A 15,659-nucleotide genomic window follows, 5' to 3' on the forward strand; every position below is an offset into this window, starting at 1 on the left:
TGTTACACCGCAATGTTGTCGATGAGCCGCGTCTTGCCCAGCCGGGCCGCCGCAAGGAGGCGCAGCGGTTCGCCGTTGCCTGCGGGCACGCCCAGGGTCTCGGCGTTGCGGGCGGTCACATAATCCACTTCGAAGCCCAGCGTGGTGAGCGAACGCGCCGCAGCCTTGGTGGCCGACTGCGGATCGCCGCCGCCGCGAATCTTCTCCGCCGCCTGTTCCAGCGCCCGGATGATCGATGTGGCCTGGTGCCGTTCATGCTTGGTGAGGTAGCGGTTGCGCGAAGATTTCGCGAGGCCGTCGTCCTCGCGGATGGTGGGTACGCCAACGACTTCGGTCCCCAGGTCCAGATCGCGCGCCATCTGCGTCACCACCAGAAGCTGCTGGTAATCCTTCTCGCCGAAGAAGGCACAATCGGCGGCCGTGTGGATGAACAACTTGGCGACGACTGTGGCCACGCCATCAAAGAAATGCGGGCGGAACTTGTCTTCAAGCCCGGCCTTCGCGGGGCCGGCAAGGGTGATCGTGGTCACGAATTCCGGCGGATAGATTTCATTCGGATCGGGCAGATAAACGAGATGGCAGCCCGCGCCACTCAGCAGAGCCAGGTCGCCATCCTCATCGCGGGGATAACGCGACAGGTCCTCATTCGCCGCAAACTGCTTCGGGTTGACGAAGATCGAGGTGATCACCCGGTCCGCCTTGGCGCGCGCCTTTTTCACAAGCGTGAGATGTCCCTCATGCAGCGCCCCCATCGTCGGCACGACGGCGATGCTCAGCCCCTCGTGGCGCCAGGCCGTCACCACGTCCCGCAAATCGGCAAGCGAACGTGCCACGATCATGCTCATGCCTCTCGCCCCCGTACGGGAATGGGCAGCATTGACGTCTCCTTCACTTCTTCCATGACGAAATACGAGTTCGTACCTTCTACCATCGGCAGCTGGCCGATCACGCCACCGAGGATTTCGCGATACTCGGCCATGTCCCGTACACGGATCTTCAGGAGGTAGTCAAAGCCGCCACCCGTCATGTGGCATTCCATGATCTGTTTCACCGGTCTCACCGCCGTGTTGAAGGCCGCAAGCGTCGCCTCGTCGGTGGCCTTCAGCTTGACGGTGACAAACACCAGCAGGGCGGTCTGCAACGCTGTTGGCGAGAGCCGCGCGTGATATCCCAGAATGATGCGCTCCCGCTCCAGCCGCCGCATGCGAAGGGTGCAGGGCGTGGCGGAAAGATTCACCCGTCGCGACATGTCGGTAATGGAGAGACGCGCATCCTGCTGGAGTTGCGAAAGGATGTTCAAGTCGATGCTATCGAGTTCCGCCATGTCCGGTCCAATTCCTATGGAATTTCCCTAAAACTATACCACGACGCGGGATGACTGAACAGAGCGGGACATAAACTTGGCGGAAATCACTTGCCGCTTTCTGCTACGGATGGTCCTGACCAGGAGGAAACCATGGAACAACAGAGCCGCAGCGCCGTCGCCGACCGACTTTTTGCCGACGAAACCACCCTTGTCCAGACGCTGGCCCGTGAAGCGCAGTTGTCTCCCGCCCAGCGCGCCGAAGTGGAGCGTATCGCCCGGACACTGGTGGCCAATGTTCGCGCCAACCGCCGCGCCCAAGGCTCGATCGACAGTTTCATGCAGCAGTTCTCATTGTCGTCGGAGGAGGGCGTGGTGCTGATGTGCTTGGCTGAATCCCTCCTGCGAATTCCCGATGCCGACACCGCCGACAAGCTGATCGCGGACAAGATCGGCGAGAAGGATTGGGAGGCCCATCTCGGACAATCGGACTCGCTCTTCGTCAACGCCTCTGCCTGGGGACTCATGCTCACCGGCCGCCTTGTGGAGCTCGGCAAATCACCCGGCGCCAGGGGACTCGCCTCGCTGAAGAAGCTCGTGTCGCGCTCCGGTGAACCCATCATCCGCACCGCCATGCGCCAGGCCATGCGCATCATGGGCAAGCAGTTCGTCCTTGGGCGGACGATCAAGGAAGCGCTGGAAACTGCAGAGCCACTCGCCAAGGATGGCTGGCGCTTCTCCTTCGACATGCTGGGCGAGAGTGCCATGACGGAGCCCGATGCCGAGCGTTACCAAACGTCCTACATGAAGGCCGTGGAAGCCGTCGGCGCATCCTCAAAGGGCGCGGATGTTTTCGCGGCCCCCTCTGTTTCGGTCAAGCTGTCGGCGCTGCATCCGCGCTATGAGGAAAAGACCAAGGCCCGCTGCCTGCCAACTCTCTATGCGCGCATCCTCGACCTCGCTGTCGCTGCGAAGAAGCGCAACATCGGCCTCACCATTGATGCGGAGGAGGCAGCACGCCTCGACATTTCGCTGGAATTGTTCGGGCAACTCGCCGCTGCGCCGGAATTGCAGGGATGGAACGGCCTCGGCCTTGCCGTGCAGGCCTATGGGCGCCGCGCCAAACCTGCACTGGAATGGTTGGCGGCTCTTGCACAGAAGACTGGCCGCATCCTGCCCGTCCGCCTCGTCAAGGGCGCCTATTGGGACACCGAGATCAAGCGCGCCCAGGAGTTCGGACTCGAATCCTTCCCCGTCTTCACGCGCAAGGTTTCGACCGACGTGAGCTATCTCGCCTGCGCCCGCTACATGCTGTCGCGCCGCGACGTGTTCTTCCCGCAATTCGCAACCCACAACGCGCAGACCGTGGCCTCGATCGCCGTCATGGCTGGCGACGACAAGCGCTTCGAATTCCAGCGCCTGCACGGCATGGGGCACTCGCTTTATGATCAGGTGGTGAAGGGCGGTCTCATCAACCAGCCATGCCGCATCTATGCACCCGTGGGCAGCCATGAGGACCTGCTGGCCTACCTCGTCCGCCGCCTGCTGGAGAATGGGGCCAACACATCCTTCGTCAACCGCCTGGCCGATGACGACGCTCCCATTGCCGACATCATCGCCGATCCGGTGGAAGAGGTGGCGAAACTCCCCGCCATCGCGCACCCCCGCATTGCTCCGCCGGCCCGCCTCTTCGGCGCGCGTGAGAATTCCGCCGGTCTTCCCACCTGGCACAATCCGCTGCGCGAGCCGTTGCTGGCCGAGATCAAATCAGCATTGAAGCAGGAGACGGCGGCGGCGCCCGTGATCAATGGCAAGACCGTTGCGGGAGCCGTCCGCCCCATCACGTCGCCGCATGACCGCAGCGTCCGCGTGGGGCAGGTGACTGAAACCGATCCGCGCGATGTGATGGCGGCGCTCACCGCAAGCACACGCGCACAGCACGCCTGGGACAAGTCGGGAGGTGCCTCGCGCGCCCGCATCCTGGAGAAGGCCGCAGACCTTTACGAAAAAAACCGGGCGCGGCTGCTCGGACTGCTGATCCGCGAGGCCGGCAAATCACTCGACAATGCCCTTGCCGATTTGCGCGAGGCAGTGGACTTCCTGCGCTACTATGCCGAGCGGGCCCGCGCCGATTTCAATGGCCCCGTGGCCATGCCTGGCCCCACGGGCGAAAGAAACGAACTCTCGCTCCATGGCCGCGGCGTCTTCGCCTGCATCGCGCCATGGAACTTCCCGTTGGCGATCTTCACGGGTCAAGTGGCGGCGGCACTGGCGTCTGGCAATGCCGCCATTGCCAAGCCAGCCGAACAGACTCCGCTTGTGGCTTTCGAGGCCGTGAAGCTGCTGCATGCGGCGGGTGTTCCCGGCGACATCCTGCACTTCCTCCCCGGCGATGGTGCGGCGATCGGCAAGGTGCTGCTGGCGGAACGGCAGCTCACGGGCGTTGCCTTCACGGGATCCAACGAGACCGCGGGGATCATCGCCCGCGCGCTGGCGGCACGGCCGGGCCCCATTGCCACGCTCATCGCCGAAACGGGCGGCATGAACGCCATGATCATGGATTCCTCCGCGCTCCCCGAACAGGCGGTCCGCGACGTCGTGGCCTCGGCCTTCGACAGCGCCGGACAACGCTGTTCCGCCGCGCGCATCCTCTTCGTGCAGGATGATGTGGCGGGCAAGGTCATCAACATGCTCGCGGGCGCCATGGCCGAACTCAACGTCGGCGATCCGCTGGACTACGTCACTGACGTAGGCCCCGTCATCGACGAGGAAGCCCGCCAGAAACTCGAAGCCCACAAGGCCCGCATGGCAAGGGAAGGCAAGCGTATCTTCGAGTGTCCGCTCGATGCGGCGACGAAGAACGGCACGTTCGTGGCCCCAGCGGCCTATGAACTCTCCTCCATTGCGCCCCTCACTGAAGAAGTGTTCGGACCCGTGCTGCATGTGGTCCGCTATGATGGCAAGCGCCTCGACAAGGTGATCGATGCCGTGAACAACACCGGCTACGGCCTGACGCTCGGCCTGCACACCCGCATCGAGGATGTGATCGAGCAGGTGCGCGCCACCGCCCGCGTCGGCAATCTCTATGTGAACCGCAACCAGATCGGCGCGGTGGTGGGGGCGCAGCCGTTCGGCGGCGAAGGCCTGTCCGGCACCGGTCCCAAGGCCGGCGGCCCGCACTATCTCAACCGCTTCGCCGTGGAGCGCGTGATGAGCTGGGACACGACGGCATCTGGTGGCAATGCGGCACTCATGAGCATGGAAGGCAACGCAGGCGAATAGCCGCGTTGCAATTTGCCGGTGTGTGGCGCAAAGCCCGCGCCCACAACGGAGATTCCCATGGACATCGTGCGCGACAGCAACGGCAATGAACTGAAGGACGGCGACAACGTCACCCTGATCAAGGACCTCAAGGTGAAGGGCGCCAACGTCACCCTCAAGCGGGGCACCATGATCAAGGGCATCCGCCTCACCGGAAACCCGGAGGAAGTGGATTGCCGCCACGAAAAGGTGAAGGGCCTGGTGCTGCGCACCGAGTTCCTGAAGAAGGCCTAGTCTTTCGCCTTCAGCGACAAGCCCCGGTCCACCGCATCCTTGCCGAACTTGGCGCGGATCCGGTCGATGGCTTTCTCGGCCCTCGTGCTCGCTTCCAGCCGGGGATCAAGCGTGGCTTCCTCGCCACCGGCCATCTCGACAAGATGCGAGAGAGCGACGCCGATCAGCCTGAACTTCGTGCCGGTCGTTTCCCTGTGCAGCAGGGGGCGCACCGCATCATACATGCGGTGGGCAAGCTGTGTCGCGTCTTCCAGCGTGACCGCGCGGGTGCGCAGTTTGAAATCGGACGTCTTGAGCTTCAGCGTGACGGTGTGACCGCCGTAGCCCTGTTCCTTGGCACGCCGCGACACCTTCTGCGCCATGGCCCAGAGCAGGGCCTCCAGTTCCTCCCGGTCCGCGACGTCGTGATTCAATGTGGTTTCCGCACCGATGCTCTTCGATGAGTCGTCGGTTGAGACAACGCGCATGTCCTCGCCACGTGAGAGGTGATAGAGCCGCGCCCCCATGCTGCCGTAGCGGCGCATGAGATCGTTCTTCTCCATCTTCTGCAATTGCCCGATGAGCCGGATGCCATCCTGCGCAAGCGTATCCTGCATGGCCTTGCCCACGCCCCAGATGAGACTGACGGGCTTGCCTGCAAGGAATGTCAGCGCCTCGGCCTTGCCGATCACCGAATAGCCCCGCGGCTTCTCGAGGTCCGAGGCCACCTTTGCGAGATACTTGTTGGGCGCGAGCCCCACCGAGGCGGTGATGCCGATCTTGTTCTCGATGTCACGGATCAGCACGGCCAGCGTCTTCGCCGGCGTCCGGCCATGCAGGCGCGCGGTGCCGGTGAGATCGAGAAAGGCCTCGTCAATGGAGAGCGGTTCGACGAGCGGCGTGGCCTGAAGCATGAGCGTGCGTACCTCATGGCCGACTGCCGCATATTTCTCCATGCTGGGCCTGATGACCACCGCATCCGGCGCCAGCTTCAGGGCCTTGAACATCGGCATGGCCGACCGTACGCCCCGGATGCGCGCGATGTAGCAGCAGGTGGAAACAACGCCCCGTGTGCCACCGCCCACGATCACCGGTTTGTCGGCAAGCGTCGGGTCATCACGCTTCTCGACGGCCGCATAGAAGGCGTCGCAGTCGATATGGGCGACCGAAAGTCCATTGATTTCGCTGTGCCGCACCAGGCGCGGCGAGTGGCAGGCATGGCACCGCCGCTCGTCCGCCACCGTGTCGGCGAGGCAGTCGCGGCAAAATCCGGGGGAGTGGGAAGACGAGTCCGCCATGGAACCAAGATAGAACGGATTTGCGCCGCTGGCGAGGGCGCTACAACCCGATCAGCCGCTTGATGTGCGGTAGTGCCTCGTCCCAGCTGGCGGTGCGCAACGACACGTAGTCGAATGGTTCGATGTGCCGCGCAAACCGGTCGTCATGCAGGAAGTGGATGAGATGAACCGCCGGCGCATGCTGCCGCGCCGAGGCGATAAAGCCGGGGCTGTCGTCCACGAACACCACGGCTTCACGCGTCTGGTCGGCGAGGTGGCGGATGGCGGGGCCTTTCGGTCCCGAGTTCGTCACCACGGGGAAATCCAGCCCATGCTTGCGCAGGTTGTCGATGCGCTTGTCGCGGGCATGGTGGGGCAGGTTGGTGAGCATGACGACCGAACTGTCGTTGGCGAGGTCATGCAGCGCCGCGATGGCGCCATCGATGGCATCCAGCTCGGCCGTATGCTGGTGAAAGAAGTCGTCGATCATCTCCGAGACGTGTGCGGCCTCGACGGGCTCATCGGTGTCCCGTTTGCGGATGTTGCCGTTGAGCGCAAAGCTGGTCGTGTCCAGGCGCAGGTGGCGCCGCGCCAGGTAATCTTCGAAAGCGCGGGTGAAATGCACGACCACTTCGTCAACGTCACAGATGACGAGCGGACGGTGCGCAGCGACGCTGAGGTCGGCGAGCTGGCGGATGGTGAACTCTGAGATCATCCCGAAAATCCCGGCAGGCGGCTCCGGGCCCGCATCACGGATGCGGGGTCCAACCCCTCATTGGCGGCGAAGGCAAGGAGCAGCGACTCATCCGAAAGCGCAAAATCCAGCAGGCCCGCCTGGAATTGGGGCTCCTGGAGATTCTGCCGCACATCCTGCGGCGACAGCCCCGAGAGCGCCATGAAGCGCCCGAGCTGATCCGCGTCACCGGCGAGAAAGCTCAACAGTTTCAGTGCAATTTCTCCCGCATCTTCAGCTTTTGGTTGTGATGTTCTTAACAATACATTCTCCGTTAGTTAACCAGCCTGCCGGGACTGACGGCAGCGGTTAAGCAGTTGGTTACGGTCCTAGGCCAAAACAGGGGGCTGAACAAAGGGGAGATTCCGTCACCGCTCGGGGGCGAGCGCAAGGCGGACGCAGGAGCAGATATGGAACACCAGCAGAGCACACCTCAAGCCGGGCAGAGGCCCGTGGGAGTGATGCCGCAAATGCAGAAGACGGTTCTTGTCGTTGAAGACAATGAGCTCAACATGAAGCTGTTCAACGACCTGCTCGAAGCCCATGGCTACAAGGTGGTACAGACACGCGATGGCCTGTCGGCGCTCGACATGGCACGCAAGCACATGCCCGACCTCATTCTGATGGACATTCAGTTGCCGGAAGTCTCCGGCATCGAAGTCACCAAATGGCTGAAGGAAGATGACGAACTGCGCGCCATTCCGGTGATCGCCGTCACGGCCTTCGCCATGAAGGGCGACGAACAGAAGATCCGTGAAGGCGGCTGCGAGGCCTATATCTCGAAGCCCATCTCCGTCGTGAGCTTCCTCCAGACAATCGATGGGTTCCTTAAAAAGCGCTCATGACCGCCCGCGTCCTCGTCGTAGATGACATCATTGCCAACGTACGGCTTCTCGAAGCGAAGCTGTCGGCGGAGTATTTTGAGGTCATCACGGCGATGAACGGACTGGACGCGCTCGATGCCGTCCAGAAATCGCGGCCCGACATCATCCTCCTCGACATCATGATGCCGGGGATCGACGGCATCGAGGTCTGCAAGCGCATCAAGTCCAATCCCGAGACGCAGCATATTCCGGTGGTCATGGTAACGGCCCTCGACCAGCCGGAAGACCGCGTGCGCGGCCTTGAGGCCGGGGCCGACGATTTCCTGACCAAGCCAGTCAACGACATTTCACTCTTCTGCCGCATCAAGAGCCTTGTGCGTCTGAAAATGCTCACCGACGAACTGCGCGTGCGCTCGCCTGCGGCCGATGGCGCGGGCGGCATGCCGTCCGAGGACAAGCTGTTGCAGAAGCCCGGCCACGTGCTTCTGGTCGATGGCCAGCCTGCGTCGTCCGAACGCATGATTGCCTCGCTCGCCGAGAAGTGCCGCGTCACCGTCGCGGCCACGCCGGCCGAGGCCATGGAGCGGATCGCCGAACAGGACAGGCCCTTCGAACTCGTGATCGTCAGCTTCGATCAGTCGCAGTTTGACGGATTGCGCCTCTGCTCGCAATTGCGCTCCGGCGACGCCACACGCCAGACGCCGCTGATGATCATCGTCAACCCTGACGAACAGCAGCTTCTCCTGCGCGCCCTCGACATGGGCGTGAACGACTATCTGATGCGCCCCGTGGACCGCCAGGAGGTGCTGGCGCGTGCCGCCACCCAGGTCCGCCGCTGGCGCTACACCGAACAACTGCGCAACAGCGTGAAGGCCTCGATCGAGATGGCCATCACGGATGCGCTGACGGGCCTCTACAACCGGCGCTACCTCGAGACCCATCTCAGCCACATGATTGATCACTATGTGAACCGCGGCAAGGTTCTCTCGGTGCTGGCGGTGGACGTGGACTTCTTCAAGGCCATCAACGACACCCACGGTCATGATGCGGGCGACAAGGTCCTGCAGGAACTGGCCCAACGCCTGCGCGATCATACCCGCAGCATCGACCTCTGCTGCCGCATCGGTGGCGAGGAATTCATCATCGTGCTGCCAAACACGGACGCTTTCACGGCGGAGAAGATCGCCGAACGTCTGCGCCGCTCGGTGGCATCCAAGTCCTTCATGGTGGGCGCGCCATCGCTTGTGCCGGTGACGATCTCGGCCGGCCTTGCATCTCTCTCGGGTATGGATGACTCGCTCGAAAAACTTCTGAAGCGCGCCGACAGCGCCCTCTACCGCGCCAAGCGCGAGGGACGGAACCGGGTGGTCAAAGAGAGCCTCGTCGCCTGACATTGCTGGCACCGCGCGGGCGGTGTATGCGCAACCCGAAATGCCTCCCGATGCCGACCAGATCCAAGACCGAACCGCCGAACCGGGCCGGAGCCATGGCCGCGCCGGTGCCTCCTTCGCGGGCGAAATCGAATTCCGCAATGTCTCTTTCCGCACGCCGCGGGCCGACATCCTGCACGGCATCTCGCTCACCTTCGCCGCTGGCCGCATCACCTGCCTGCTTGGCCCCTCGGGCTGCGGCAAGACCACGGTGCTCCGCCTCGCCGCCGGCGTGGCACGGCCGAGTTCCGGCGAAATCCTGCTGGAGGGCAGGGCGGTGGCAGGTCCCGGCATTTTCGTACCCCCCGAACAGCGCAACGTCGGCCTCATGTTCCAGGACTACGCGCTCTTCCCCCATCTCACCGTGTTGCAGAACGTGACCTACGGCCTCTATGCGCTGGGCGCCGAAGATGCGCGCAAGGCCGCCCTGACGGCCCTCGACCGCGTCGGCCTCGGCGACATGGCGGACCGTTTTCCCAACCGTCTTTCCGGCGGCGAACAGCAGCGCGTGGCGCTGGCCCGGGCCATCGTGCCCCGTCCGCAGGTAATCCTGATGGACGAACCCTTCTCGGGGCTCGACCTTCGCCTGCGTGACCGCGTGCGTGCCGATACGCTCGCCGTGGTGCGCGAAACCCGCTCCACTGCCGTGCTCGTCACCCATGATCCCATGGAGGCGATTGAATTCGCTGATCACATCTATCTCATGCGGCAGGGCCGGATCGTCCAGCAGGGCACGCCGGAGGAACTGCATGCGGCCCCCGTGGACAGTGCGGCGGCGCAATTCTTCTCATCCTACAACGTCTTCCCGGGCGCGGTGCGGAACGAGCAGGTGGCAACACCCTTGGGTGCAGTGGCTGCCGCGCATTTGCCGGAGGGAACGAAGGTGGACGTGCTGGTGCGGCCCCGCGCCATCGCGCTGGCGCCGGGGCACGATGGCGTTGAAGCCTATGTGAGGGAATCGCGGTTTCTTGGCGATTATCAGCGCGTGACACTCACCTTTGCCGGGCAGGAAGACCCGGTGACGGCGCTGCTCGACCGTTCGGCCCTCGTCGCCACCGGCGGCGCCCACAAATTCGTGATGGACCAGAGCGGCGTCCACATCTTCAAAAAGCCGTGAAACATGGCCATGTCCGTTTTCCTTGCAGCGGCGCGGCGGAATTGCGATAAGCGCGCCTGAACATCAGGACGGGCAACCGCGCCTGCAGGATTTGAGGAGTTGACGTTATGGGTTCTTTTTCGTGGTGGCACTGGGTCATCGTGTTGGTGGTTGTGCTCGTGCTGTTCGGTGGCAAGGGCAAGGTGTCTGACCTGATGGGTGACGTCGCCAAGGGCATCAAGAGCTTCAAGAAGGGTCTCGCCGACGAGCCCAACGATACGGCCGCCGCAGATCCGAAGTCGATCGGCGAACAGGCTGGCGAAGGTGCCAAGGCCGCAGAAAAGCTCAAGAGCTGATCTCGCCTGAGCCGCGCGGGTGAGAACCTGCGCGCAGGGAACTGGGCATGTTTGATTTCGGCGTCGGTTATTCCGAACTTTTTGTCTTGGCGCTGGTGGCGGTCATCGTCATCGGCCCCAAGGATTTGCCGCGCGTGCTGCGCACCTTCGGCCAGTTCATGAACAAGGCCCGCCGCCTGGCCAGCGAATTCCAGGGCCACGTCGATGCCGCGATGAAAGACACGGGCGCCGCTGACCTGCGCAAGGAATTCGACCAGGCCAAGGGCGCGGTGAGCAAGGTGATGAACACACCCAACATCATCCCGCCGGTGATCTCGCCAAACTACAATCCGTCCGACAAGAGCTTCGAGACGTACTTCGGCGCCACACCGCAGTCAGGCGAAACCCGCGTTGCCGGTGAGCGCGTCGAGGAGGGGGCTCCCTCCGCATGAGCCAGGAAGACATCGACGCCTCCGAAGCCCCGCTGATGGATCACCTGCTGGAGCTGCGCTCCCGCCTGGTGAAATCCGTGGCGGGCTTTGCCGTGGCGTTCATCCTCGGCTTCTATTTTTCGTCAGATATTTTTCATTGGCTGGTGAAGCCCTTCGAATGGGGCACAGGCGCCAACGTCGGCCTCATCTCCACCAAGCTCCTCGGCTTCTTCCTGGTGAAGCTGAAGATCGCGATGTTCACAGGCATGTTCATCGCCTTCCCGCTGATCGCCACGCAAGTCTACCGCTTCATGGCACCGGGACTCTACAAGCATGAGCGCCAGGCGCTGGCGCCCTATCTCGTTGCCACGCCCATCTTCTTCATGCTTGGCGCCTGCCTCGTCTATTTCTTCTTGCTGCCGGTGGCGATCCACTTCTTCTACACCCTCGCCGGAAGCGTCGGCACGGTGGAGGGCGGCACCAAGAACCTTGTGGAACTCATGCCCGACGTCGAGGCCTATCTCGATTTTGTCATGATGCTCATCCTCGCCTTCGGTCTTGCTTTCCAGCTTCCCGTTGTGTTGACGTTGCTGGGCCAGATGGGTGTGGTGACAGCACAGCAGCTGAAGAGCGGCCGCCGCTTTGCCATTGTCGGCGTCTGCGCGGTCGCCGCCGTGATCACGCCGCCCGATCCCATTTCCATGCTCTCCATGGCGGTGCCCCTGGGCCTTCTCTACGAAATGGCGGTGTTTGCCGTCACGATGCTGGAAAGGCGCCGCGCCTCCGCTGCGGCAAAAGAGTCCTCCGGCACCGACATAAAACCCGTTTGAGGTGAAGGCCCGGCCTCGCTATGGAGAGGCCCGTCCCATCCCTTATTCCGGGTTCTGATTCCGATGCATGACATCAAGGCCATCCGCGAAAACCCTGCTGCCTTCGACGCGGGGTTGAAGCGGCGCGGGCTCGCCCCCCAATCCACCGCCATCCTCGCCATCGACGAGGAGCGGCGCACGCTGCTGCAATCGCTGCAGGAAGCCCAGAGCCGCCGCAACGATCTGTCGAAGCAGGTCGGCGAGGCCATGAAGGCGGGCGACAAAGCCAAGGCCGAAGCCATCAAGGCCGATGTTGCGGCACTCAAGGACACGATCACGAAGGGTGAGGAATCCGACCGCACCCTCACGCAGAAGGTGAACGATGCACTCGCCGTCATTCCCAACCTGCCGCTGGACGATGTGCCCGATGGCACGGACGAGCATGGCAATGTGGAAGTGCGGCGCTGGGGCCAGAAGCCGTCCTTCAACTACGAGGCCAAGCAGCATTTCGAACTGGGCGAGAAACTCGCCCAGATGGATTTTGAAGTGGCGGCCCGCATGTCCGGCGCCCGCTTCGTCGTCATGAAGAAGCAACTGGCCCGGCTGGAACGCGCCCTTGCCCAGTTCATGCTCGACCTGCAAACCGACAAGAACGGCTACACCGAACACTACGTGCCTTTCATGGTGAATGATGCGGCCATGTATGGCACCGGCCAATTGCCGAAGTTTGGCGAAGACCTGTTCCGCACCACCGATGGGCGCTGGCTCATTCCCACGGCGGAAGTCTCGCTCACCAACACGGTGCGCGAAACCATCCTCGATGAAACATCGCTGCCGATGCGGCTCACCGCCTACACACCGTGCTTCCGCGCCGAGGCCGGTGCGGCGGGCCGCGATACCCGCGGCATGATCCGCCAGCACCAGTTTTCGAAGGTGGAACTTGTCTCGATCACCACGCCGGAACAATCGCGCGACGAACTGGAGCGCATGACGGGTTGCGCTGAGTCGATCTTGCAGGCCCTCGGCCTGCACTATCGGGTGATGCGCCTGTGCACCGGCGACATGGGCTTCGGCTCGCGCATGACCTACGATCTGGAAGTGTGGCTGCCGGGACAAAATGCCTTCCGAGAGATTTCATCCTGCTCCGTCTGCGGTGATTTCCAGGCGCGCCGCATGGATGCCCGCTTCAAGCCCGCAGATGGCAAGGGCACGCGCTTCGTGCACACCCTGAACGGCTCCGGCCTCGCGGTTGGCCGCACGCTCGTTGCGGTTCTGGAAAACTACCAGAACCCCGATTGCAGCATCACCATCCCCGAAGCACTGCGGCCCTACATGGGCGGCAAGGAAAGGATCACGGCCTGATGCGCATTCTCGTCACCAATGATGATGGCATTCACGGCCCAGGGCTGGAAGTCCTGGAAGCCATCGCCCACACGCTCTCCGATGACGTCTGGGTCGTCGCACCCGATGCTGAACGCTCGGGGGCAGGGCACTCGCTGACGATTGCCGATCCGCTGCGCTTCCGCAAACTCGGCGACAAGCGCTTCGAGGTAGCAGGAACGCCGACCGACTGCGTGATCATGGCCGCCCGCAAGATTTTGCCGGCGCTGCCAGACCTCGTGCTCTCCGGCGTGAACCGCGGCTCCAACATCGCCGATGATGTGACCTATTCCGGCACAATCGCCGCCGCCATGGAGGGCACGGCTCTCGGACTCAAGTCGATCGCCCTGTCACAGGTGACGGGCATCTACGACAATGGTGAAAGTTTCGCCGTGGCCAAGGCCCACGGCGCGGCCGTGGTGAAGAAGCTGGCGGCCATGTCCTTCGGCCCGGGCGTGCTGATCAACGTGAACTTCCCGGACTGCCGCGTGGACGAAATGCAGGGAATCGAGATCACCCGCCAGGGCAAGCGCGACCAGAGCTTTCTGTTCGTGGACGAGCGCGTGGACGCCCGCGGCCGTCATTACTACTGGATTGGCTCGGCCAGGGAACGTGGAACACCGCCAGCCGGAACCGACATCGCCGCCGTCTTCAGCAAGCGCATCTCGATCACGCCACTGCACATGAACCTGACCCAGGTCGAAGCCATGGACGCACTCCGCGGCGTCTTCCCATGAACGGAAAAATGGTGCCGGCTACAGGACTCGAACCCCTGACCCCCTGATTACAAATCAGGTGCTCTACCAACTGAGCTAAGCCGGCTTGCGGCGCGCGGCTGATTCAGCCGCGCGCTGGTGGGCCTCATAGCCTGCTGCGCCAGCGCTTGCAAACGGTGCGGCCGGGCGCCTCCCCCGCGATTGTGACTGCCAGACGGCGCATCCTTCCCGGGAATTGGCAAGTCTCCTGCAACCCCAGCGTCAGACCGCCGAACACGGGCGTTTCTGTGCCGCAATGGCACAGTCCGTCAGCGAGGCGTTAACAAAGGGGTGAGCCATGAAGTTCAAGTCTGTCGCTGTCCTGCCTGCCGTTCTGGCGCTGGGACTGTTCGTTGCCGGAGCCAGTGAAGCCGGCACACATCGCAAGGGTGGTGTTCACGGAGGGCAAGGCGAGAGCGCTTCCGCGGAAAGCGGCGGCGGTGATTTTGGCGGCACCCATCCTGGCGGCGATCAAGGCGGCAACGGTGGCGCTTGGGGTGGTAACGCAAGCGGCGACAATGGAAATTGTTGCGGCAGTGGCAGCAACGAGGCCGGTAACGGCGGAAACTGGGGCAGCAATGGCGGCAACGAGAGCGGCAATGCTGGCAACGGCGGAAGCTGGGGCGGCAATGGCGGCAACGAGAGCGGCAATGGTGGCAACGGCGGAAACTGGGGCGGCAATGGCGACAACGAGAGCGGCAATGGTGGCAACGGTGGAAGCTGGGGCGGCAATGGCGACAACGAGAGCGGCAATGGTGGCAACGGCGGAAGCTGGGGCGGCAATGGCGGCCACGGTGGAAGTTGGGGTGGCAACGAGGGCGGTGAGGGGAACAACGGCGGCAGCCATCATCATCACGCTGGCAACGGCGACAATGAAGGCAACGGCGGAAGCTGGGGCGGTGGTAGCGGCAACCAAGGCAACGAGGGCAACGGCGGAAATTCGGGCGGCCATGGGCATCACGGTCATCATCATGGCGGCGGAGGCACAACGCCCCCCGATGACGGCGATACGGGTGGCGACACAGGCGGTGACACAGGCGGTGACACGGGCGGCGACACGGGCGGCGACACGGGCGGCACGATTCGACACTTTTCGGACGGCGGTGGCGGTGATCCGTCCTTGGCGGTCCGCTGCTACCGCGGCAGGGCCTGGATCACCGTGGGACGCAAGGAGGAGTGCTATTATCTCGGTGGTTCGCTGAAGCGCGGCGGCTATGGCTATGCCAACTATGGCGCGCGGAAAGTGCACAAGCATCGCGGCGTCCATGTCCGGGGTGGCATGGGCGTTGAAGCCCGTCGTGGTGCTGCCTACAGCTCCGGTTCCGGTTCCGGCTACGGCGCAACGGGAGGATTTGCGCCCGGCTATGGCGGATACGGCCACTACGGCCAGCAGCGCATCATCCGCTATGTTCCCACAAGCCGCGCGGCTGCCATGCAGATGGAGCGCCGGGCGCGCAAGGCGGCCGCGAGCGGCGCTGCGTCAGGCCTTGGCTACGGCTTCGGCATGACCGGCGGCTACAGCTACGGAGGTGGCTACGGCATGACCGGTGGTTACGGCTATGGAACGGGCGGCTGCACCTGCGGCACCGATGTGGTTGTGAAACCGCGCAAACACAATCGGAAGAAGCGCTACGGCGCATATGGTGCTGGACCAGTTCAGTTTCCACACTATGATCCCGGCGTGGTCATTCATTACGGCCCCGTTGTGACCTACAGCGGAGGCTACTAGAAGCAGGATATCCCGCGAATCGA

The 15,659-nt window shown here is 63.4% G+C and carries 16 protein-coding genes and 1 tRNA gene; 11 read left to right on the forward strand and 6 right to left on the reverse strand.

The features are described from left to right. Positions 1-2 precede the first annotated feature (2 nt). Both IPM06_13610 and IPM06_13615 read right to left on the reverse strand, forming a co-directional pair. The gene (locus IPM06_13610) at positions 3-845 is read right to left on the reverse strand and encodes a pantoate--beta-alanine ligase (GenBank protein ID MBK8771462.1); all 843 of its coding nucleotides are present in this window, start codon (positions 843-845) and stop codon (positions 3-5) included. After that, the gene (locus IPM06_13615) at positions 842-1,324 is read right to left on the reverse strand and encodes an Lrp/AsnC ligand binding domain-containing protein (protein MBK8771463.1); all 483 of its coding nucleotides are present in this window, start codon (positions 1,322-1,324) and stop codon (positions 842-844) included. The genes IPM06_13610 and IPM06_13615 overlap by 4 nt, the downstream gene beginning before the upstream one ends. Before the next feature lie 132 nt (positions 1,325-1,456). Here IPM06_13615 and putA point away from each other — a divergent pair, with 132 nt between their 5' ends. Continuing rightward, entirely contained in the window at positions 1,457-4,585 is a 3,129-nt protein-coding gene (putA, locus tag IPM06_13620) for a bifunctional proline dehydrogenase/L-glutamate gamma-semialdehyde dehydrogenase PutA (GenBank protein MBK8771464.1), read from the forward strand. Positions 4,586-4,636: 51 nt separating this feature from the next. Continuing rightward, positions 4,637-4,858, forward strand: a complete 222-nt coding sequence (locus IPM06_13625; protein MBK8771465.1) for an alkylphosphonate utilization protein — start codon at positions 4,637-4,639, stop codon at positions 4,856-4,858. On the opposite strand, the gene IPM06_13630 is transcribed toward IPM06_13625, so the two are convergent. Genes IPM06_13630 through IPM06_13640 form a run of 3 tightly spaced genes read right to left on the reverse strand, consistent with a single transcriptional unit; the run spans position 4,855 to position 7,053 of the window. Then, entirely contained in the window at positions 4,855-6,135 is a 1,281-nt protein-coding gene (locus tag IPM06_13630) for a DNA polymerase IV (protein MBK8771466.1), read from the reverse strand. The genes IPM06_13625 and IPM06_13630 overlap by 4 nt on opposite strands. Before the next feature lie 40 nt (positions 6,136-6,175). Next, the gene (locus tag IPM06_13635) at positions 6,176-6,829 is read right to left on the reverse strand and encodes a hypothetical protein (GenBank protein MBK8771467.1); all 654 of its coding nucleotides are present in this window, start codon (positions 6,827-6,829) and stop codon (positions 6,176-6,178) included. Further along, a complete protein-coding gene (locus IPM06_13640; protein MBK8771468.1) occupies positions 6,826-7,053 on the reverse strand; it encodes a DUF3572 domain-containing protein in 228 nt (75 codons plus the stop codon). Before IPM06_13640 ends, IPM06_13635 begins: the two co-directional genes overlap by 4 nt. Before the next feature lie 264 nt (positions 7,054-7,317). Between IPM06_13640 and IPM06_13645 the strand changes: the two genes are divergently transcribed. The 8 genes from IPM06_13645 (at position 7,318) to surE (ending at position 13,889) form a co-directional block, all read left to right on the forward strand. Beyond that, complete coding sequence (locus tag IPM06_13645) at positions 7,318-7,692, forward strand: response regulator (GenBank protein MBK8771469.1); 375 nt, start codon at positions 7,318-7,320, stop codon at positions 7,690-7,692. After that, positions 7,689-9,062, forward strand: coding sequence for a PleD family two-component system response regulator (locus IPM06_13650; GenBank protein MBK8771470.1), 1,374 nt, complete (start codon positions 7,689-7,691; stop codon positions 9,060-9,062). Before IPM06_13645 ends, IPM06_13650 begins: the two co-directional genes overlap by 4 nt. A gap of 40 nt (positions 9,063-9,102) precedes the next feature. Continuing rightward, complete coding sequence (locus IPM06_13655) at positions 9,103-10,218, forward strand: ABC transporter ATP-binding protein (protein MBK8771471.1); 1,116 nt, start codon at positions 9,103-9,105, stop codon at positions 10,216-10,218. 107 nt (positions 10,219-10,325) lie between these two features. Then, positions 10,326-10,553 (forward strand): twin-arginine translocase TatA/TatE family subunit, encoded by a 228-nt coding sequence (locus IPM06_13660; protein MBK8771472.1) that lies wholly within the window; start codon positions 10,326-10,328, stop codon positions 10,551-10,553. Positions 10,554-10,600: 47 nt separating this feature from the next. Then, positions 10,601-10,984 (forward strand): twin-arginine translocase subunit TatB, encoded by a 384-nt coding sequence (gene tatB / locus IPM06_13665; protein MBK8771473.1) that lies wholly within the window; start codon positions 10,601-10,603, stop codon positions 10,982-10,984. Next, on the forward strand, positions 10,981-11,793 hold the full coding sequence (gene tatC, locus IPM06_13670) for a twin-arginine translocase subunit TatC (GenBank protein ID MBK8771474.1): 813 nt from the start codon (positions 10,981-10,983) through the stop codon (positions 11,791-11,793). Before tatB ends, tatC begins: the two co-directional genes overlap by 4 nt. 63 nt (positions 11,794-11,856) lie before the next feature. Further along, positions 11,857-13,134 (forward strand): serine--tRNA ligase, encoded by a 1,278-nt coding sequence (gene serS / locus IPM06_13675; protein MBK8771475.1) that lies wholly within the window; start codon positions 11,857-11,859, stop codon positions 13,132-13,134. Beyond that, on the forward strand, positions 13,134-13,889 hold the full coding sequence (surE, locus tag IPM06_13680) for a 5'/3'-nucleotidase SurE (GenBank protein MBK8771476.1): 756 nt from the start codon (positions 13,134-13,136) through the stop codon (positions 13,887-13,889). Before serS ends, surE begins: the two co-directional genes overlap by 1 nt. A 9-nt stretch (positions 13,890-13,898) precedes the next feature. Here surE and IPM06_13685 read toward each other — a convergent pair. Continuing rightward, a tRNA-Thr gene (locus IPM06_13685) sits at positions 13,899-13,974 on the reverse strand. Positions 13,975-14,205: 231 nt separating this feature from the next. Between IPM06_13685 and IPM06_13690 the strand changes: the two genes are divergently transcribed. Then, positions 14,206-15,636: a hypothetical protein gene (locus IPM06_13690; GenBank protein ID MBK8771477.1), complete on the forward strand. Its 1,431-nt coding sequence runs from the start codon at positions 14,206-14,208 to the stop codon at positions 15,634-15,636. Positions 15,637-15,659: the final 23 nt, after the last annotated feature.

It is taken from the genome of Hyphomicrobiales bacterium, from assembly GCA_016710435.1.
In the GTDB taxonomy this organism is placed as follows: domain Bacteria; phylum Pseudomonadota; class Alphaproteobacteria; order Rhizobiales; family Aestuariivirgaceae; genus Aestuariivirga.